Genomic DNA, 17,511 nt, shown 5'->3' on the forward strand with positions numbered 1-17,511 from the left:
GCGGCGGTGGCAGCGGTTCGGCGCGGGGCGTTGACGGCCGGGTGCCGCGGCGCGCGGTGGCGCGGGAACAGCGGTGCGGCGGTGGTACCGGTGCGGCGCGGGCGAGAGGCAGCGGTGCGGCGGCGGCAACACGGCGCGCGGCAGCGGTGCGGCACAGGGCGGGGTCGCGTTCACCTCGCGGCAGGGCGCCTCGAACTCAGGGGGCGCGGATTCAACAGGCGCGGAGCTTTCGTCGCGCAGCCGAGAGCCGGGTCGGTAAGCACCTCGGCGCGGGCGGGCGTGCCACTTCACCGCCGCCCGCGCCCGTGCGCTGGAGCCGGATCGTCCAGCGGCCGGTCAGACCGCGCCGTACTCGCGGTCTCCGGCGTCGCCGAGGCCGGGGACGATGTAGCCGGAGTCGTTGAGGCGTTCGTCGACGCTCGCGGTGACCACGCGCACCGGCAGTCCCGACTTCTCCAGCCGGTCCAGCCCCTCCGGCGCGGCGAGCGTGCAGATGGCTGTCACGTCGCTCGCGCCGCGCTCGGCCAGCAGGTTGATCGTGTGCACCATCGAACCTCCGGTGGCCAGCATCGGGTCGAGCACGAAGACCGGGCGGCCTGCGAGGTCGGCGGGCAGCGACTCGAGGTACGGCGTCGGCTGCAGCGTCGTCTCGTCCCTGGCCAGGCCGACGAACCCCATCTGCGCCTCGGGGATCATCTTGTGCGCCTGGTCGGCCATGCCCAGCCCGGCCCGCAGCACCGGCACCAGCAGCGGCGCGTTGGCCAGCCGGTAGCCCGTGGTGCGCGCCACGGGGGTGTGGATCATCTCCTCGGCGACCTCGGCGTCCCGGGTCGCCTCGTAGATCAGCATGAGGGTGAGTTCCTGCAACGCGGCGCGGAAAGCCGCACTGCCCGTGCGCGCATCGCGCATTGTGGACAGTCTCGATTTCGCCAGCGGATGCTCTACGACCCGGATCTCCATGGCCAACAACATTAACCGGTCACCCGGCCCAGGACTCCAGCCCGCGCATGATCACTTCCAGGCCGAACTCGAAGCGCTCGTCGCCCTCGCCGGCCATCAGCGACGGGAGCAGCGCGACGATCGTGGGGAAGGTCTCACGCGGCAGTTCGGAGAAGTAGCGCTCCACTTGGGACATCCGCTCCCCGAGTTCGTCGGCGGGTAGACCGAACGCCGCACTGCGTTCCAACGCGACCGCGTTCGGGTAGAGCGCGAGCAGATCCGCGGCGAAGGCGACCACGCGGTCCGGAAGCCCGGCCGAGCGCAGGATGGCGAGGATGGCCTCCATCATCGCCAGCGCGTTGGGGCCGGTCGGCGCCGGCGTGCGCATGACGACCTGGGCGATGCCCGGGTGCGCGGCGAGCACCCGCAGCTGGTCGCGGGCGATCTGCTTGAGCTGGTCGCGCCAGCGGCCGGGATCGGGCTCCGGAACCGGGATCTCGCCGATGACCAGGTCGAGCATCAGCTCGTGCAGCTCACCCTTGTTGCGCACGTAGGCGTAGAGCGACGCGGCACCGGTGCCGAGCTCCTGCGCGACGCGGCGCATGCTCACCGCGTCGAGCCCTTCGCGGTCCATCAGGCCGAGCGCGGTCCCGACGATCGCCTCCAGGCTCAGCGGTTGCCTGCCCGCCCGCGACCTGCCCGCCCGCTGCTGCCACGGCGGAACCGGAACCGACATCCACGAACCTCCTCCGACTGTCGCGAACACTGTACTTGAGACGAACGGTGTTCTTGACACGAACGCTGTTCGCGCATAGAACGGTGTTCGTAGCGTTGCGAACACCGTTCGATGCCGATTAGGAGCGCCGATGTCCACGACGACCACCAACACCGGAACAACTGGCGACACCGGGGCGACCGGCCGGAAGAGCGGGAACGGGCCGATCGAGCCGGAGAACGGACCGATCGGCACCGAGGACCGAGCGGCCGACGCGAAGGACCAAGCGATCGGCGCGGAGGACGGGGGCGGAACTCCGGTGCTCATCGCGGGGGCGGGCCTGGCGGGGCTGTCGACCGCCGTCTTCCTCGGCCTGCACGGCGTGCGCGCCGTGGTCGTCGAGCGCCACGCGAGCACGTCGACGCACCCGAAGGCCCGCGGTCAGCAGCCGCACACGATGGAAGCGTTGCGCCTGGCGGGCTTGGAGGAGTCCTTCGACGCCGCGTCGCCGAAGAGCCGCGGCTTCACCATCCGGATCGCCGAGAGCGTGCGCGGCCCGGTGTTCCGCGAGATCCTGCACGACACGTTCGTGCAGCTCCACCACCTGACCCCGGCCGGATCGGCCGACGCCAGCCAGGAGAGCGCGGAGCGGATCCTCGCCGCCCGAGCCCGCGAGCTCGGCGCCGACCTTCGCTTCTCGACCGAGCTGGAGAGCTTCGAGCAGGACGACCATGGCGTGACGGCGACCGTCCGCGACCTGACCAGCGGTGCACGGAGCACCCTTCGGGCCGGGTATCTGGTCGGCGCCGACGGCAACCGGAGTCCGGTCCGCGAGGCGCTGGGCATCGGCACCCACGGCGAGGGGTCGTTCGGGCACTACATCCACTGGACGATCCGCGCCGACCTCGCCCCGCTGGTCGGCGACCAGCAGGTGCTCTACTACCTGCGGAACCCGGAGTTGTCGGGCGCCAGCGGCGTGGTGTGCAGCACCGACGACCCCGACCGCTTCATCGTCGCGGTCGCATATGACCCGGCCGTCGAGGACGAGTCCGACTTCTCCGACGAACGCGCGCTCGAACAGGTCAGGATCGCGGCCGGCATTGACGACCTCGACGTCGAGATTCTGGCGCGGGCGGCCGTCGAGACCGGGATGCACGTCGCCGACCGGTTCAGCGCGGGACGGGCGCACCTCGTCGGCGACGCCGCCCACACCATGCCGCCGCAGGGCGGCATGGGAGGCAACACCGCCGTGATGGACGGCTTCTACCTGGCGTGGAAGCTGGCCGCAGTGGTCAAGGGCGAGGCGGGAGCGTCCCTGCTCGACAGCCACGACGCCGAACGCCGGCCCGTGGGCGAATGGATCGCGCGCAACCAGTACAACAACGCGATCTACCGCAACGCCCGTCCCGGCGACGCGCAGGGCGATGCGGAGCCGCCGATCGAGGACCCGGGGCTGCTGTGCTTCGGCTACCGGCACAACGGCGCGATCGTGGCCGAACCCGGGGACGAGGGCGAACTCCTGGAGGAACCGATTCAGCCCACGGGGCGGCCGGGCTCCCGCGCACCCCACGTCGTGCTGCGGAGGAGGGGTGGAGGCGAGGGCTCGGGCGGCAGCGGGGACGGGTGTCGGGGCGGCGACGTGTCGACGATCGACCTCTTCGGGCGCGGGTTCGTCCTCCTGGCGGGGTCGGAGGACTGGGCCCGGTCAGGCGTCGCGGTCCGGGACTCCCTCGGTGTGGGGCTGACGGTGCATATGATCGGCCGTGCGGGGTCCGGCAGCGGAGAGTTCGAAGGGGAGTGGGCCGACGCCTACGGCGTGTCGGAGCAGGGGGCCGTGCTCGTGCGGCCCGACCGGTTCATCGCTTGGCGGAGTGTCGGAGCGGGGACGACGGCGGAGTTGGAGAAGGCGTTGCGGACCGTGCTCGGGCGGTGAGGGGCAGGGGGGCTCTTGAGGCAGCGGCTATTGCTGGCGGGTCACCTTCAGAGCGGGGGCGCGGGGGTTTTCGACGCATCCAGCGGAGCTGGCGGGTCACTTTGGGGGTGGGGGGGCGCGGGGGTTTTCGAGGCAGCGGCTCATGCTGGCGGGGCGCTTTGAGAGCGGGGGCGCGGGAGTTTTCGACGCATCCAGCCCAGGCTGGCGGGTCACCTTGGGGTGGGGGGTTTCTGGGGCGCTCGCCGCCCCCAGGCCCCCGGCAGGTCTCCGGGATGAGTGGGTTTTCGGGGGATGCTGCGGTGGGGCGGTTGGTGGTTCTCATCCCGTCGACCTCCACGAGGGCTATCAGACCGCGTCAAGGGGGCGATTTTTCGAGGCAGCCTGCGGTTGGCATCAGGGGTGCCCCCTTGACCCGGTCTGATCGGGCTGGCGCCAGGTCGACGGGATGAGAACCGGGCACCGCCCGTGTGCGTGAGGCGACGGGGCTTCCGGAATGTGCTGGAAGCCCCGTCGTCGCGGTTGTTGTTGTTACGGGTGCAGGACCACCTTGGTGTAGCCCTCGATGCGTTGGTCGAACTTGCGGTAGGCGTCCGGCGCCTCCGAGAGCGACAGCTCGTGGGAGACGACGAAGCTGGGGGTTGCCCGTCCGGCCGTGATCATGTCGCGGAGCTGCCGGTTGTAGCGCTTGACGTTGCACTGGCCGGTGCCCATGACCTGGCCCTTCTCGAACATGCGGCCGATGCTGACCAGCAGCTTGCCCTGCTGGGCGTTGCTGTCCGGTCCGCCCGGGTCGGCCGGCACGTAGAGGCCGGGCACGCCCATGCGGCCGGTGGGCCGCACGGTCTCGATCAGCGAGTTCAGCACGACCGCCGGCTCCTCCTTGGAGGCGTCGCCGACCTGCGCCTGGTAGCCGACCGCGTCGACGCCCTTGTCGGTGCCCTCGCCGTCGGTCTGGTCCTTGATCTGCTGCACCGGGTCGCCCTTGCTGAAGTCGATCGGGATCGCGCCGATCTCCTCGGCCTTGGCCAGCCGCTCCGGGACCCGGTCCACGGAGAACACCCGCGATGCCCCGCGCAGCAGGGCCGAGTAGGCGGCCATCAGGCCGACCGGCCCCGCCCCGTAGACCACGCAGGTCTCGCCGGGCGAGACCTGCGCCAGCTCACAGCCGTGGTAGCCGGTGGGGAAGATGTCGGCCAGCAGGACGTAGTCGCTCTCCTTGCTGGAGTCCGACGGCAGCTTCAGGCAGTTGAAGTCGGCGAAGGGTACCCGCAGGTACTCCGCCTGCCCACCGGTGTAGGGGCCCATCGCCACGTAGCCGTAGGCCCCGCCCGCGAAGCCGGGGTTGACCGTCAGGCAGAACCCGGTGTCGCGCGCCAGGCAGTTCTTGCAGAAGCCGCATGCGACGTTGAAGGGCATCACGACCCTGTCGCCGCGTTGCAGGCTCACCACGCCGGAGCCGACCTCCTCGATGATGCCGAGGTTCTCGTGGCCGAACACGATGCCGGGCTCCGCGGCCGTCCGCCCTTCGTACATGTGCAGGTCGGAACCGCAGATCGCGGTTGAGGTCACCCGTACGAGTACGTCGTTCGGATGCTGGATGGTGGGCGTGTCCACTTCGTCCACCGCGACCGAGAACGGTTCCTGGTACACCACTGCTCTCATCACCGACCACCTCCAGGGGACGTCCGAGGCACTACTCAGGGACTACCCCGGCCGGCGCCGTCCAAAGGTCCGCACGGAGGGAAATTTGGGCCGACCGCGCCCGCTAGCCGGGTCAGCGCCGGCCGGCTTCCTCCGCCACTCGCTCCAGCCGGGCCCGGTAGTCCTCCCACCACGCCCGGTCGGCTGGCGGCATGTTGTCGTTGTCCTCACGCATGCCGACCTCGCCGTCGATGAGCTCCCGGACGATGTCGGCGTGCCCGGCGTGGCGGTGGGTCTCGGCGATCACGTGCACCAGGATCCGGTGCAGCGTCACCTCGCCGCCCGGCCACCACGGGACCTTGCCGGTCGAGTCGAGCGACAGCGCCTCGATCGTGGCGTCCGCGTGCGCCCACGCCCGGCGGTACAGCGCGACGATGTCCTCCCGCGACTCCTCGGCGGTCGCCCACATGTCGCCGTTGGGCTCGGCGCCTTCCTCGTACCAGGGCAACGGCTCGTCGGACGGACGGTCGAAGACGAAACCGAAGTAGCCCAGCTCGCAGCAAGCCGCGTGTTTGACCAGGCCGAGAAGATTCGTGCCGGTCGGAGTCAGCGGCCGCCGGACGTCGTACTCGCCGAGCCCGTCGAGCTTCCAGAGCAGCGCCTCGCGGGCCGCTCGGAGGTAGTGGTGGAGGTCCGCTTTCGGATCTGATGCCGTCATGGTGGGCAGCCTGCCACCGCACACCGACGAGTTCTCGCCCGAACGACTGCGGGCCGTGCGGGACCTCCGGCCCTTAGACTCCGGAGCATGGCCAACCCGCCACCAACAACGCCGTCGGTGACGAGCTCCCCCGGTCTGCCGGCCGAGCTCGCCGAGGCGACCAAGGACGACAGCACCCTGCGCCGCTTCCTGCACGGGCTTCCCGGCGTCGACCAGGTCGGGCTCGAACAGCGAGCCGCAGGCCTGGCCACCCGCAGCATCAAGAAAGCCGCGAAGCTGTGGGCGATCGACACCGCGATCGGCATGGTCGACCTCACCACGCTCGAAGGCGCCGACACCGAGGGCAAGGTCCGCGCGCTCTGCGCCAAGGGCCGCAACCCGGACCCGGACCGGCCCGGCGCGCCGCGCGTGGCCGCGATCTGCGTGTACCCGGACCTGGCCGCGGTCGCCGTGGAGGCGCTGCGCGGCTCCGGCGTCGGGGTCGCGTCGGTGGCCACGGCCTTCCCTTCCGGGCGATCGTCGCGGCAGGTCAAACTCGCCGACGTGGAGCTGGCCGTGTCGGCCGGTGCGACCGAGGTCGACATGGTGATCGACCGCGGCGCCTTCCTGTCCGGCCGCTACGGCCAGGTGTTCGACGAGATCCAGGCGGTCAAGGCGGCCTGCGGCGACGCGCACCTGAAGGTCATCCTGGAGACCGGCGAGCTGGCCACCTACGACAACGTGCGGCGCGCCTCCTGGCTGGCGCTGCTGGCAGGCGGCGACTTCATCAAGACCTCCACCGGCAAGGTTTCGCCCGCCGCGACGCTGCCGGTGACGCACCTGATGCTGCAGGCGGTGCGCGACTGGCGCGACCACACCGGCGAGCTGCGCGGGGTCAAGCCCGCGGGCGGCATCCGCAACACCAAGGACGCCATCCGCTACCTGGTGGCGGTGCACGAGGTGGCGGGCCCGGAATGGCTGACCCCGGAGCTGTTCCGCTTCGGCGCCTCCAGCCTGCTCAACGACCTGCTGATGCAGCGGCGGACCCAGCTCGACGGCCACTACTCCGGCCCCGACTACGTGGCGGTGGACTGACATGCCCGAGGAGACCCACAGCCCGTGGGAGTACGCGCCCGCCCCCGAGTCGCGGGCGATCGCCAACCTCCAGCCGAGCTACCGGATGTTCGTCGACGGCGAGTTCGTCGACGGCGCGGGCGAACCTCTCAAGAGCGTCAACCCCGCGACCGAGGAGACCCTCGCCGAGGTCTCCAGCGCCGCGGCGTCCGATGTGGACAACGCGGTTCGCGCCGCGCGCAAGGCGTTCGACAGGACGTGGGGCAAGATGCCCGGTTCCGAGCGCGCGAAGTACCTGTTCCGAATCGCCCGGCTGATCCAGGAGCGCGGGCGCGAGCTGGCCGTGCTGGAGACGCTCGACAACGGCAAGCCCATCAAGGAGTCCCGCGACGCCGACATCCCCACCGCGGCGGCGCACTTCTTCCACCACGCGGGCTGGGCCGACAAGCTCTCCTACGCCGGTTACGGCCCCGACCCCCGGCCGGTCGGCGTCGCGGGCCAGGTCATCCCCTGGAACTTCCCGCTGCTGATGCTGGCCTGGAAGATCGCACCCGCGCTGGCCTGCGGAAACACCGTGGTCCTCAAGCCCGCGGAGACCACGCCGCTCACGGCGCTGGTCTTCGCCGAGATCTGCCAGCAGGCCGGACTGCCCCCGGGCGTGGTCAACATCCTGCCCGGAGCCGGAGACGTCGGCGCCGAGCTGGTCGGGCACGCCGGGGTCGACAAGGTCGCCTTCACCGGCTCCACCGAGGTCGGCAAGCAGATCCAGCGCACCCTGGCCGGCAGCGGCAAGAAGCTGACGCTGGAGCTCGGCGGCAAGGCTGCCAACGTCGTCTTCGACGACGCGCCACTGGACCAGGCCGTCGAGGGCATCGTCAACGGCATCTTCTTCAACCAGGGCCACGTCTGCTGCGCGGGTTCGCGGCTGCTGGTACAGGAGTCGGTCGCCGAGGAGCTGCTCGACAAGCTGCGCTCGCGGATCGCGACGCTGCGGGTCGGCGACCCGCTGGACAAGAACACCGACGTCGGCGCGGTCAACTCGGCCGAGCAGCTCGAACGGATCACCGCGCTGAGCGCGACCGGCGACGCCGAGGGCGCAAGCCGGTGGACCAGCCCGTGCCCGCTGCCGGAGAAGGGGTTCTTCTTCTCCCCCACCGTCTTCTCCGACGTGCAGCAGTCGATGCGCATCGCCCGCGAGGAGATCTTCGGCCCGGTGCTGTCGGTGCTGACCTTCCGCACGCCGGACGAGGCGGTCGCCAAGGCCAACAACACGCCGTACGGGCTGTCGGCCGGCATCTGGACCGAGAAGGGCTCCCGAATCCTGTGGGCGGCGCAGAAGATGCGCGCCGGGGTGGTGTGGGCCAACACGTTCAACCGGTTCGACCCGACCGCGCCGTTCGGCGGCTACCAGGAGTCCGGTTTCGGCCGCGAGGGCGGTCGCGCAGGTCTGGAGGCATATCTCGATGTCTGACCGGTTGGCAGTGGCCAAGACGTACAAGCTCTACGTCGGCGGCAAGTTCCCGCGCTCGGAGTCGGGCCGCTCCTACCCGGTGCGCGACGCCAAGGGCGGCTTCCTCGCCAACGCCGCGCAGGCCTCGCGCAAGGACGTCCGCGACGCGGTTTCGGCCGCGCGCAAGGCTTTCGGCGGCTGGTCCGGGGCGACCGCGTACAACCGCGGCCAGGTGCTGTTCCGGGTGGCGGAGGTGATGGAAGGGCGACGCGACCAGTTCGCCGCCGAGCTCCGCGCCGCGGAAGGGCTTTCCCAGAAGGCCGCCGAGTCCGCCGTGGACGCCGCGGTGGACCGCGTGGTCTGGTACGCGGGCTGGACCGACAAGATCGCCTCGGTGCTGGGTGCGGCCAACCCGGTCGCCGGGCCGTACTTCTCGTTCAGCGTGCCGGAGCCGACCGGCGTGGTGGGCGTGCTCGCACCGCAGTCGTCGTCGCTGCTCGGACTGGTCAGCGTGGTGGCGCCGGTGATCGCCGCGGGCAACACCTGCGTCGTGGTCGCCTCTTGCGAGCGGCCGCTGCCCGCGATCACCCTCGCCGAGGTCCTGGCGACGTCCGACGTCCCAGGCGGCGTGGTCAACCTGCTGACCGGGCACGCCGAGGAGCTGGGCCCGTGGTTGGCCTCGCACGCCGACGTCAACGCCCTCGACCCGGTGGGCGCCCCCGGCGAGCTGCGCGGCGAACTGGAGCGGGCGGCGGCCGAGACGGTCAAGCGCGTGCTGCCGGTGCGCGGCGAGCCGGACTGGAACCGCCAGCCCGACATTCAGCGGCTGCGCGCGTTCACCGAGGTCAAGACGGTGTGGCACCCGGTCGGAACCTGAGAGCCTGCCTTTGATCTTGAAGCGGCGTAGCCACGCAAGGTGAGTTGCAGGCACTGAGAGCGCGACGTCCCCGGGCCGCTCGGGCGACCCGGGGACGTCGAGGCCGTCCGGTCAGCGCGGGTCGACGACCCAGCCGCGCCTGATCGCCCGCGCCAGGAACACCAGCGCCACCGCGATCAGCACCGCGCCGAGCCCGACCGACACCCAGGCCGACATCTCGAAGAGCGGCGCGGCGTCGGCGACGAACCAGTCCTTCACGACCGTGCACGCGATCGCCGCCACGAACGTCACGACCGCGGTGATCCCCAGCGAGCGGCGCCGCGACGCCGCGAGCGCGGTCCCCGCGCGGAACGACAGGGCGACCGCCACCAGGATCAGGGCGAGCGTCAGGATGCCCGCGACGCTGTCGGCGAGCGTGTAGGCGACCCCGTTCGGCCCGGCCCGCAGGCCGTCCAGCAGGAAGTTGACCCCGAAGAACACGAACGCGCCGGTTCCCAGCGCGCCGAGCGCGTTGTCCACCGGCGACGGCTTGCCGGTGGAGCGGTCGAGCTGCGCGGCGACCTGGGCCGCGTACTCCCGCGGCGACCCGAACGCCTCGGCCGGATTCTCACCGGTCTCGGCGACGTGTGTCTCCACCTCGGCGAGGACCTCGCCGACCCGCCTGCCGGAGATGTCGTGCAGCCGCAGGGCCAACATCAGCTCGTCCCGGTACTTCTTGTCCAGCGTCATCATGCTCGCACCCCTCGTTCCACGACCGCGATCGCGTTCTTCGCGAATTCCGTCCACTTCGGACCCTGTTCGGAGAGCACCGCCCGGCCCTCGTCGGTCAGGGCGAAGAACTTCCGCCCCGGTCCCCCTTCGCCTGCCCGCCACTCCGCACGCACCAGCCCGTCGGCCGCCAGCCGGTTGAGCAGCGGGTACAGGGTTCCCGCCTTCATGTCCGGCAATCCGGCGCCGCTGAGCCGCTGCAGCAGCGTGTAGCCGTAGTCCTCGCCGCTTTCGGCCAGCAGCGCCAGCACCGCGAGATCGAGCACCCCGCGCAGCCACTGCGTCTGACGGGCGGCCGTCGTCTTGTCCGCCATGGGGAGAACGTAACACCTACTAGTAGGTCTCGCAAACTAGTAGGTGTGGCCGGTGCTCGACACGCGCACGCCGGGGCGTGGAGGTGGCCGGACGTATGCGGGCGAGCTGGGCGAGCACGCGAGGCGGCAGGACGGCGCCGGCCTGGGCACCTACGGGAAGCGACACGTGGACGCGGGAGGGGAGGTGGGTGCCACGCGGAGGATCAAGAGCGCGCACCGCGGAAGCTCCGGTGCCGGGCGCACGAGCGCACACAGGCCGTCGCGCGCAGACGCACGGGAGGACACCAGCGACAGCGACAGGACCGCCCGAACAGACACACCCGGGCGACAACCTCGGGCGTCAGGTCCACGCCCGGGAGAGCGGCCCGGGCCGCCGGGTCAGCGGATCTGCCAGTCCAGCTTGCCGTCCTCGGTCACCGTCGCGTGGCTGTGCCCGGCGGGCACGCCGTCGGTCAGCGCGCGGTAGACGTCGGCCAGCATGGCCGAGACACCCTTCCACTCCGGGCGTTCGACCTGCGCCGCCTCCTGCTCCCACTCGAGCACGCAGCCGTGCAGCGGTCCCGGGCGCAGGTCCACGACGAGCTCGTCGGCGAAGCCGTCACCGGCGATCGGGAGCCACGCGGGGTGGAAGCTCGACCCTGCGGAGCCGGCGTAGTAGTCGCAGGACGGGCGCTCCCAGCGCGCCGTCCACAGCTCCCGGTGCCCACGCCACGCGCGCAGCGCCGCAGCCGGGCTGTAGGGGGTGTAGAAGGGCGGCAGGACGTCGGCGAGCACGTCGGTTGCGGTACCGCCGCAACAGGTCCACCACGCCCGCAGGTCCGGGGGGAGCTGGACGTGGAACTCCTCCTCCAGCGTCACGAGCTCCGCCGGATCGGGGGGTTCGAGGGCGGCGGCGGTGACCGGCGCGTGATCTTCCAGCCACCGCACGATGTTCGCCCACAGTTCCGTGACGTCCATTCCACTCATGATCGCCTCGTTGCGCTACCACCGGTACCGCCAACCGTGATCCCACGCGGCCTCCGGAGCCCCGGCAGCAACACCGCGCGACCACGATCGACCGAACGGCCGAAGCCCGCGGACGGCGAGCGCAGTAGTACCGACCAGGAGAATCGTTATCTGGAATTGGGCCTGTGGTTGCCTGAGGCGGGCTGGATACGGTGAGAACCCGACCGGCGCACAGGGCGTGGTCGGCCAACCCGTAGGCTTCGGCGACGTCTGGTTCGGCGACCGGAGGTAGAAGAGATGGCGCAGGACATCGTCCCCATCGAGCTTGGCCTGCCGCAGGGCGACGTCGTCACCCTGTGGGCGCCGCGCTGGCGGGAGGACGGCGAGGAGTGGGAGGCCTTCCTCGGGCACGAGGAAGACCTGTACGCCTTCCCCGACTCCGCCCGCCTGGCCGCGTTCGTCCGCACGGCCGCGGAGCACGACCTCGACGACCACCCGGCGTGGCACGTGGTGCCCGCGTTGTCCGCGGTGGAGCTGAACCCCGACGAGGACCACCAGTTCGACCTCGTCGGCGTGCCCGAGCTCGTCGCCGAACCGCCGGACACCTGGACGATCAACGAGCTCGCCGACATCGTCGAGATCGCCCGGTCGCTGGCCGACGTCTGCGAGCTGGACAAGGTGCACGAGGTCCTCGACTCCGCCGACGGCTTCGCCGTGCTCGACCAGGGCACGCTGGCCTTCTCCGGCAAGGACGGGCAGAAGCGCTGGAACGAGCTGTGCAAGGTGGTCGTCGACCGCTGGGACGAGGTCCTGGACGCCATCGACGGCGTGGTCACCGCTCCCGAGGTCGCCGCCGACGCCGTGGCCACCGCCGAGGCCGAGCTCGCCGAAGCGCTCGACACCGACGACGAGGAGGGCGCCGAGGCGTCCGAGCTGGACGACGTCGAGGCCGTGGAGGACGAGGAGCTCGGCTTCTGGGGCGAGATCGGCATCGACCCGATCCGCATCATCACCAGCCAGGGCGAGCACTACTCGCTGCGCTGCTACCTCGAGGACGACCCGGTGTTCCTGGGGTCCGAGGGCAAGATCGACGTGTTCTCCTCGCCGCGTGCGCTGGCCCGCTTCCTCGCCGACGCCGACTCCGTGGAGCACAACGACCTGACCCGGGTCGCGACCTGGCCGAAGGTCACCGAGAAGGCCACCGCCGGGGAACTGGCGGTCGAGGTCGACGAGGACAACACCTACGTGCTGGCCGGGCTGGACGCCGACCTCGCGGCGGGCCCGTCCGAAGTGGACCCGGTGCAGCTCGACCTCGCCGAGGAGCTGCTCGTCGACGCCGCGGTGTGGGCGGACGACAAGACCGTCGAGGAGGCGCTGCAGCCTTCGGAGCGGCTGGGCTGGATGGTCTCGTTCGTGCTGCAGCCCAGCCCGAACCGGCTGCCGCCGAGCCCGCCGTTCGACGCCGAGGTCGAGGCATGGCGGGGGCTGGTCGAGTCCTTCGAGGAACGCCTCCGCACGCACTGACCCCGCGTCCGCGACCGAACGCCGACCGCGCGGCCCGCCACAGGGCCCGCAGCGGTCGGCGTTCTCGTGTCAGGGCCCCTCAGCCGCCCGGGCTCAGGCGGGCATCCGCGCGGTTGCAGGCGAGGCCCGGCATGCGCGGCTCCAAGCGGCAGGCACCCGAGTTCAGGCCAGGTGGCCGGGCTCGGTTTCAGGCGACGTCGGCCAGCGGGCGCGAGGACCGCTTGCGGGGGCGCGGGATCGCGCGGTCGGCCTCCAGGTAAGCCTCGCGCAGACCCTTGCGCGCCCGGTACGCCAGTGCGGAAACGCCGTTGGGGCTCATCCCGAACCGGTCGGCCACCTCCGAAGGGGGCAGGTCCTCCACCTCCAGGTGCCACAGCACGCGCTGCCACCGCAGGGGCAGCCGCGCGAACGCCTGGGCGAGCAGAGAACGGTCGATCGCCTCGGAAACCGCGTCGATGAACGGCATCCGGGGCTGCTCGGCGAAGACCAGGTCGACGTCCGGGGCCAGGTGCAGCCTGCGGTCGTGGCTGTTCGACGTCGTGGCCAGGTTGCGGACCGTCGTGAGCAGGTAGGCGCGGAACGCCGTCGTCGGGCCGCCGCCGCGGTTGAGGACGTCGAGGATCCGGGCGAACGCCTCGGCCACCAGGTCCTCGGCGTCGGCCGCCGTCCTGGCGACCTGCCGCGCCATCGTGTGCGCGGCGCCGACGTGCCGCGCGTACAGCTCCCCGAACGCCGCGGCGGATCCGCACCGCGCCGCGGCCAGCAGGATTCCTTCGTCGCCGATGGTTCACCGCCTCCTAGCGGGTGATCCGGTTTCGAGGACGGCGTCGGCCACCGGTGCGCCGCACTGGTCGCCCCGTCCTGCCGAAGATGTTTTCTCGCATTCCCGGCACCCAACAAGCCACGGAATTTCACATACTGATTGCACGGACCGCCGGACCCGCTGAAACTCAGCGCGCGGTGGGAAAATCTCCGGCCACCGCGAGCATTCGGGTGATCCTCCCCGCCCCGTCGGCGAGTGAGCCGACGAGCTCACCGGAAACCGGGAGCCGTTGCGAGGGGAACGAAATCGCGAGTGTCGCGGGTTCACCGCCGATCCGGACCGGAGCCGCGATGCACGCCACGCCGAGGGCGTACTCCTCGGAGTCGACGACGACCGAGGAGGAGCCGACGCCGTCGACCAGGTCCCGCACCCGGGTGAGCGTGCGCGGGGTGAGGTCGGCGGGCGGGTAACGGCTGAAGTGGTCGGCGCGCTGCTCCCTCCTCATCCCCGTCAGCAGGCACTTGCCGATGGCGGTGGCGTGCGCGGCGTGGCGGAAGTCGGCCCACACGTCCACGCGCGGTGCGCGCCGGCTGTCGACGATGTCGGACACCTGCACCTCGCCGTCGTGGTAGCGGGCGAGGTAGATGGCGGCGTTGAGCTCCTCGCGCAGGTCGGCCATCACCGCGCGGACGCGGTTGCGCAGCACCTGTCCCCGGCTGGAGGCGTGCAGCCCGTCGACGCCGTCACCGACGATGTAGGAGCCGTCGTCGAGCTTCTCCACGTAGCCTTCGTGCACCAGCGTGCGCAGCAGGTGGTACGTCGTCGGCAAGGCGATACCGGTGCGCCTGGCGAGGTACTTGGCCGTCGCGCCTCCGGGGTGTTCACCAACGGCCTCGAGTAGGCGCAAGGCACGCTGCACCGACGTGATGAGCGTGGGCTCCCCGTCCCCCCGTGTCACCGTTCCCTCCTGCCCCGGCCCGGTCCGCACCTGGCACGAACCGGACCTCCAACATGTCCTGACCTGCGATTGTGCGCCGGGTCCGGCCGGGCGCGCCAGCATCGGAGGCCACGTCCCGGCGACTGGGCGGTGCCGCTCGCCCGGCCGGTCCGACGGGAGCTTTCGCGAGGACGGAGTTCTCCCCTGTGGCGCAGCGGAAGACGTCGCCCCCGCGTCGCACCCCGTCCAGGCGACTAGCCGGGTGATCCGATCACGCCATCAGCCGCGCGTAGCCCGGCTTGATCACGTCGTTGATGATCGCCAGCCTCTCGTCGAAGCCGAGGAACGACGACTTCATCGCGTTCACCGTGAACCACTGCATGTCCGCCCAGTCGTAGCCGAACGTCTCGTGCAGGGCGTTGAACTCGCTCGACATCGAGCAGTGGCTCATCAGCCGGTTGTCGGTGTTGACCGTCACCCGGAACCGCAGCCGCGCCAGCAGGCCGATCGGGTGCTCGGCCAGCGACGGCGCCGCCCCGGTCTGCAGGTTCGACGACGGGCACATCTCCAGCGGGATGCGGCGGTCGCGCACGTAGGAGGCCAGCCTGCCGAGCTGCACCTCGCCGCTCTCGTCGGCCTTGATGTCGTCGACGATGCGCACCCCGTGGCCGAGGCGCTCGGCGCCGCAGTGCTGGATCGCCTCCCAGATCGACGGCAGTCCGAACGCCTCACCGGCGTGAATGGTGAAATGCGCGTTCTGCTGGCGCAGATACTCGAAGGCGTCCAGGTTCCGCGTGGGCGGAAAACCGGCTTCCGGGCCCGCGATGTCGAATCCGACGACCTCGGCGTCCCGGTAGCGGACCGCGAGGTTGGCGATTTCGGTCGCGCGGGCGTTCTGCCGCATCGCGCACAGCAAGGTACCGATTCGGATACGTTGTTTTCCGCTTTCGGCAACCCGGCGTTCACCTTCGCGGAATCCGTCCTGGACGGCCTGCACGACCTCGTCGATTGTCATTCCGCCGTCCTGGAACAGTTCGGGCGCGTAACGCACCTCGGCGTAGACGACGCCGTCGGCGGCGAGGTCCTCCGCGCACTCCGCGGCGACGCGCACCAGCGCATCGTGCGTCTGCATGACGCCGACGGTGTGCGAGAAGGTCTCCAGGTAGCGCTCCAACGAGCCGGAGTCGGCGGCGCGTCGGAACCACTCGCCCAGCTCGGCGGCGTCGGTGTGGGGCAGGCCCGAGTACCCGGTCTCCGCAGCGAGGTCGATCACGGTCTGCGGGCGCAGCCCGCCGTCGAGGTGGTCGTGCAGCAGGACCTTGGGGGCCGAACGGATCGTGTCAAAGCTAACCGGGGTCGCCATGGCCCCACGCTACTCGCATCGCGGCGGCACTCCGGGGGAGCCGCCGCACCCCCGTCCATCAGCGGCGACACGACATCACCCGCCTGCCGAACCGGCCATGTTCGGCGCTCCTCCGAACGGGTGGAGTTATGTCCATTGCGACGTTCGCACCCGTCGGATTGACTCCGTTCAGTGCAATTGACAAAGTCCGAACGGTGTATGCAAAACCGTGACCATAACGGAAAGTATCGGGGGGTGTCTGGGAACACGGAGAGCGAGTAGCTACGCTCCTGGAGTCCTCACCTCCCCTCGACGAAGGACGCCCGTAGCCGTGACCGAGAACATGTCGTTCGACCGCATGCGCAACATGCTCACGCGTGCGGCTGAGATCCGCGAAAGCGAACAGCAGCAGATCTTCGACGCACTTGATGAGATCCACGCCCGGATGTCTCCGCTGGAGTCGCTGGGCTCCGTGCGCAAGCGGTTGTCCGAGCTGCCCGACCGCACCGAGGTCAGCGTGCTCGCCGAGCGGCTCGACGAGGCGCTGGCCAAGCTCGAGGCCCAGGACGGCGCGATCACCGAGCTCCGCAGCTCCGTCGACGGCCTGGTCGACAAGCTCGCCAAGCCGTTCGCCCAGCTCGACGGGCGGCTGGACGGGGTGGCCGGCCGCTTCGACGGCGTCGCCGGGCGGATGGACGGGCTGGAGGACAAGCTCGCCCACATCCACAAGCGGCTCGACGAGCTGGGGCTGCACCTGGACAAGCAGGACGGCAGGCTGGAGTCGCTGCCGACGGCCGTGCACGGCCCGGTGCGCGAGCGCATGGACTCGCTGGAGACCAGCCTGCGCGGCCGCTTCGCCGAGATCGACGAGGGCGTGCACGAGCACCTCGACGGCACCCGCGAGGCGCTGCAGCGCTCGCTGACCGAGTCGGCCGCGGGCGTGCAGAGCTCGCTCAGCGAGGCCGTCACGGGCAGCCGGGACCAGTTGCAGGGCAAGCTCGAGTCGGCCGACCCCACCGAGCGGCTGTCGAAGCTGGGCGACCGGCTGGAGAAGCTCGCCGAGCGCCTCGACCAGGTCTCGAGCCGGCTCGACAACGTCGAGGAGAACGTCAGCACCCGCCTGGAGACCGTCGAGAAGGGCGTCAACGAGCGCCTGGAGACGGTGGAGCAGGGCGTCAGCAACCGCCTCGACACCGTCGAGCAGGGCTTCAGCTCCCGGCTGGACACCGTCGAGGAGGGCGTCAAGACCGGCCTGGGCGAGCTCGGCGGCAACCTGGCGAAGAACCTGTCGCAGATCAGCGGCAACCTCGCCCAGCGTCCCGATGCGGAGCAGCTCGGCTCGCTGGTGCGGGAGGCCAACGCCGAGACCGAGCAGCGCCACGCCGGCCAGCTCGACGAGGCCATGGCGACCTTCGCGGAGCTCATCCTCGGCGGCAGCGGGCCGTCGTCCCCACCGCCGCCCACCACGCTCCCGCGCCAGCAGCGGCGTGGCCGCTCGAAGAGCGCCAAGCGCGACAGCGACAAGGCCCTGACCGCCGACGGCGACGAGGACGGCTTCGCAGCCGAGAGCGCGTGACGCACCGGCCCCAGGC

Annotated in this window: 16 protein-coding genes; 6 read left to right on the plus strand and 10 right to left on the minus strand. The window is 71.0% G+C overall.

Annotation, left to right across the window (positions count from 1 at the left end):
• Positions 1 to 336: 336 nt before the first annotated feature.
• Together upp and HUO13_RS32920 are read right to left on the minus strand one after the other, a co-directional pair.
• Positions 337 to 960, minus strand: a complete 624-nt coding sequence (upp, locus tag HUO13_RS32915) for a uracil phosphoribosyltransferase (protein WP_211898796.1) — start codon at positions 958 to 960, stop codon at positions 337 to 339.
• Positions 961 to 979: 19 nt separating this feature from the next.
• Complete coding sequence (locus HUO13_RS32920) at positions 980 to 1,675, minus strand: TetR/AcrR family transcriptional regulator (protein WP_211898797.1); 696 nt, start codon at positions 1,673 to 1,675, stop codon at positions 980 to 982.
• Positions 1,676 to 1,805: 130 nt separating this feature from the next.
• Here HUO13_RS32920 and HUO13_RS32925 point away from each other — a divergent pair, with 130 nt between their 5' ends.
• Positions 1,806 to 3,587 carry an FAD-dependent monooxygenase gene (locus HUO13_RS32925; protein ID WP_249124242.1) on the plus strand — a complete coding sequence of 594 codons (1,782 nt, stop codon included), beginning with the start codon at positions 1,806 to 1,808 and terminating at the stop codon, positions 3,585 to 3,587.
• A gap of 528 nt (positions 3,588 to 4,115) precedes the next feature.
• Here the strand turns inward: HUO13_RS32925 and HUO13_RS32930 are convergent.
• Both HUO13_RS32930 and HUO13_RS32935 read right to left on the minus strand, forming a co-directional pair.
• Positions 4,116 to 5,249: a glutathione-independent formaldehyde dehydrogenase gene (locus HUO13_RS32930; protein WP_211898798.1), complete on the minus strand. Its 1,134-nt coding sequence runs from the start codon at positions 5,247 to 5,249 to the stop codon at positions 4,116 to 4,118.
• Positions 5,250 to 5,361: 112 nt separating this feature from the next.
• Positions 5,362 to 5,946 carry a DinB family protein gene (locus HUO13_RS32935; RefSeq protein ID WP_211898799.1) on the minus strand — a complete coding sequence of 195 codons (585 nt, stop codon included), beginning with the start codon at positions 5,944 to 5,946 and terminating at the stop codon, positions 5,362 to 5,364.
• 87 nt (positions 5,947 to 6,033) lie between these two features.
• Between HUO13_RS32935 and deoC the strand changes: the two genes are divergently transcribed.
• Genes deoC through HUO13_RS32950 form a run of 3 tightly spaced genes read left to right on the plus strand, consistent with a single transcriptional unit; the run spans position 6,034 to position 9,326 of the window.
• Positions 6,034 to 7,020: a deoxyribose-phosphate aldolase gene (gene deoC, locus HUO13_RS32940; protein ID WP_211898800.1), complete on the plus strand. Its 987-nt coding sequence runs from the start codon at positions 6,034 to 6,036 to the stop codon at positions 7,018 to 7,020.
• Between the two features lies 1 nt (position 7,021).
• The gene (locus HUO13_RS32945) at positions 7,022 to 8,470 is read left to right on the plus strand and encodes an aldehyde dehydrogenase family protein (RefSeq protein WP_211898801.1); all 1,449 of its coding nucleotides are present in this window, start codon (positions 7,022 to 7,024) and stop codon (positions 8,468 to 8,470) included.
• Positions 8,463 to 9,326 carry an aldehyde dehydrogenase family protein gene (locus HUO13_RS32950; RefSeq protein WP_211898802.1) on the plus strand — a complete coding sequence of 288 codons (864 nt, stop codon included), beginning with the start codon at positions 8,463 to 8,465 and terminating at the stop codon, positions 9,324 to 9,326. The genes HUO13_RS32945 and HUO13_RS32950 overlap by 8 nt, the downstream gene beginning before the upstream one ends.
• 111 nt (positions 9,327 to 9,437) lie before the next feature.
• Here HUO13_RS32950 and HUO13_RS32955 read toward each other — a convergent pair whose 3' ends face one another.
• The 3 genes from HUO13_RS32955 to HUO13_RS32965 all read right to left on the minus strand — a co-directional run bounded on the left by HUO13_RS32955 (position 9,438) and on the right by HUO13_RS32965 (position 11,365).
• Complete coding sequence (locus tag HUO13_RS32955) at positions 9,438 to 10,058, minus strand: HAAS signaling domain-containing protein (protein WP_211898803.1); 621 nt, start codon at positions 10,056 to 10,058, stop codon at positions 9,438 to 9,440.
• Positions 10,055 to 10,408, minus strand: coding sequence for a PadR family transcriptional regulator (locus HUO13_RS32960; protein ID WP_211898804.1), 354 nt, complete (start codon positions 10,406 to 10,408; stop codon positions 10,055 to 10,057). The genes HUO13_RS32955 and HUO13_RS32960 overlap by 4 nt, the downstream gene beginning before the upstream one ends.
• A gap of 378 nt (positions 10,409 to 10,786) precedes the next feature.
• Entirely contained in the window at positions 10,787 to 11,365 is a 579-nt protein-coding gene (locus HUO13_RS32965; RefSeq protein WP_249124243.1) for an SMI1/KNR4 family protein, read from the minus strand.
• Between the two features lie 285 nt (positions 11,366 to 11,650).
• Here HUO13_RS32965 and HUO13_RS32970 point away from each other — a divergent pair, with 285 nt between their 5' ends.
• On the plus strand, positions 11,651 to 12,877 hold the full coding sequence (locus HUO13_RS32970; RefSeq protein WP_211898806.1) for a primosomal protein: 1,227 nt from the start codon (positions 11,651 to 11,653) through the stop codon (positions 12,875 to 12,877).
• Positions 12,878 to 13,064: 187 nt separating this feature from the next.
• Here the strand turns inward: HUO13_RS32970 and HUO13_RS32975 are convergent, their stop codons facing one another.
• The 3 genes from HUO13_RS32975 to HUO13_RS32985 all read right to left on the minus strand — a co-directional run bounded on the left by HUO13_RS32975 (position 13,065) and on the right by HUO13_RS32985 (position 15,940).
• Positions 13,065 to 13,661 carry an RNA polymerase sigma factor gene (locus HUO13_RS32975; RefSeq protein WP_211903325.1) on the minus strand — a complete coding sequence of 199 codons (597 nt, stop codon included), beginning with the start codon at positions 13,659 to 13,661 and terminating at the stop codon, positions 13,065 to 13,067.
• A gap of 166 nt (positions 13,662 to 13,827) precedes the next feature.
• Positions 13,828 to 14,598, minus strand: coding sequence for an IclR family transcriptional regulator (locus tag HUO13_RS32980; protein ID WP_249124245.1), 771 nt, complete (start codon positions 14,596 to 14,598; stop codon positions 13,828 to 13,830).
• Positions 14,599 to 14,848: 250 nt separating this feature from the next.
• Positions 14,849 to 15,940, minus strand: a complete 1,092-nt coding sequence (locus HUO13_RS32985; RefSeq protein WP_211898808.1) for an adenosine deaminase — start codon at positions 15,938 to 15,940, stop codon at positions 14,849 to 14,851.
• A 310-nt stretch (positions 15,941 to 16,250) separates the two neighbouring features.
• Here HUO13_RS32985 and HUO13_RS32990 point away from each other — a divergent pair, with 310 nt between their 5' ends.
• Positions 16,251 to 17,495, plus strand: coding sequence for a hypothetical protein (locus HUO13_RS32990; RefSeq protein ID WP_211898809.1), 1,245 nt, complete (start codon positions 16,251 to 16,253; stop codon positions 17,493 to 17,495).
• Positions 17,496 to 17,511 lie beyond the last annotated feature (16 nt).

It is taken from the genome of Saccharopolyspora erythraea (assembly GCF_018141105.1).
GTDB classification, from domain to species: domain Bacteria; phylum Actinomycetota; class Actinomycetes; order Mycobacteriales; family Pseudonocardiaceae; genus Saccharopolyspora_D; species Saccharopolyspora_D erythraea_A.

Excerpts from the sequence above, each read along its gene's own strand:
- HUO13_RS32985 (WP_211898808.1), bottom strand. The coding sequence starts at position 15,940 with ATGGCGACCCCGGTTAGCTTTGACACGATCCGTTCGGCCCCCAAGGTC.
- deoC (WP_211898800.1), top strand. The coding sequence starts at position 6,034 with ATGGCCAACCCGCCACCAACAACGCCGTCGGTGACGAGCTCCCCCGGT.
- HUO13_RS32935 (WP_211898799.1), bottom strand. The coding sequence starts at position 5,946 with ATGACGGCATCAGATCCGAAAGCGGACCTCCACCACTACCTCCGAGCG.
- HUO13_RS32970 (WP_211898806.1), top strand. The coding sequence starts at position 11,651 with ATGGCGCAGGACATCGTCCCCATCGAGCTTGGCCTGCCGCAGGGCGAC.
- HUO13_RS32960 (WP_211898804.1), bottom strand. The coding sequence starts at position 10,408 with ATGGCGGACAAGACGACGGCCGCCCGTCAGACGCAGTGGCTGCGCGGG.
- HUO13_RS32925 (WP_249124242.1), top strand. The coding sequence starts at position 1,806 with ATGTCCACGACGACCACCAACACCGGAACAACTGGCGACACCGGGGCG.
- HUO13_RS32965 (WP_249124243.1), bottom strand. The coding sequence starts at position 11,365 with ATGGACGTCACGGAACTGTGGGCGAACATCGTGCGGTGGCTGGAAGAT.
- HUO13_RS32945 (WP_211898801.1), top strand. The coding sequence starts at position 7,022 with ATGCCCGAGGAGACCCACAGCCCGTGGGAGTACGCGCCCGCCCCCGAG.
- HUO13_RS32950 (WP_211898802.1), top strand. The coding sequence starts at position 8,463 with ATGTCTGACCGGTTGGCAGTGGCCAAGACGTACAAGCTCTACGTCGGC.
- HUO13_RS32955 (WP_211898803.1), bottom strand. The coding sequence starts at position 10,058 with ATGATGACGCTGGACAAGAAGTACCGGGACGAGCTGATGTTGGCCCTG.
- HUO13_RS32930 (WP_211898798.1), bottom strand. The coding sequence starts at position 5,249 with ATGAGAGCAGTGGTGTACCAGGAACCGTTCTCGGTCGCGGTGGACGAA.
- upp (WP_211898796.1), bottom strand. The coding sequence starts at position 960 with ATGGAGATCCGGGTCGTAGAGCATCCGCTGGCGAAATCGAGACTGTCC.
- HUO13_RS32920 (WP_211898797.1), bottom strand. The coding sequence starts at position 1,675 with ATGTCGGTTCCGGTTCCGCCGTGGCAGCAGCGGGCGGGCAGGTCGCGG.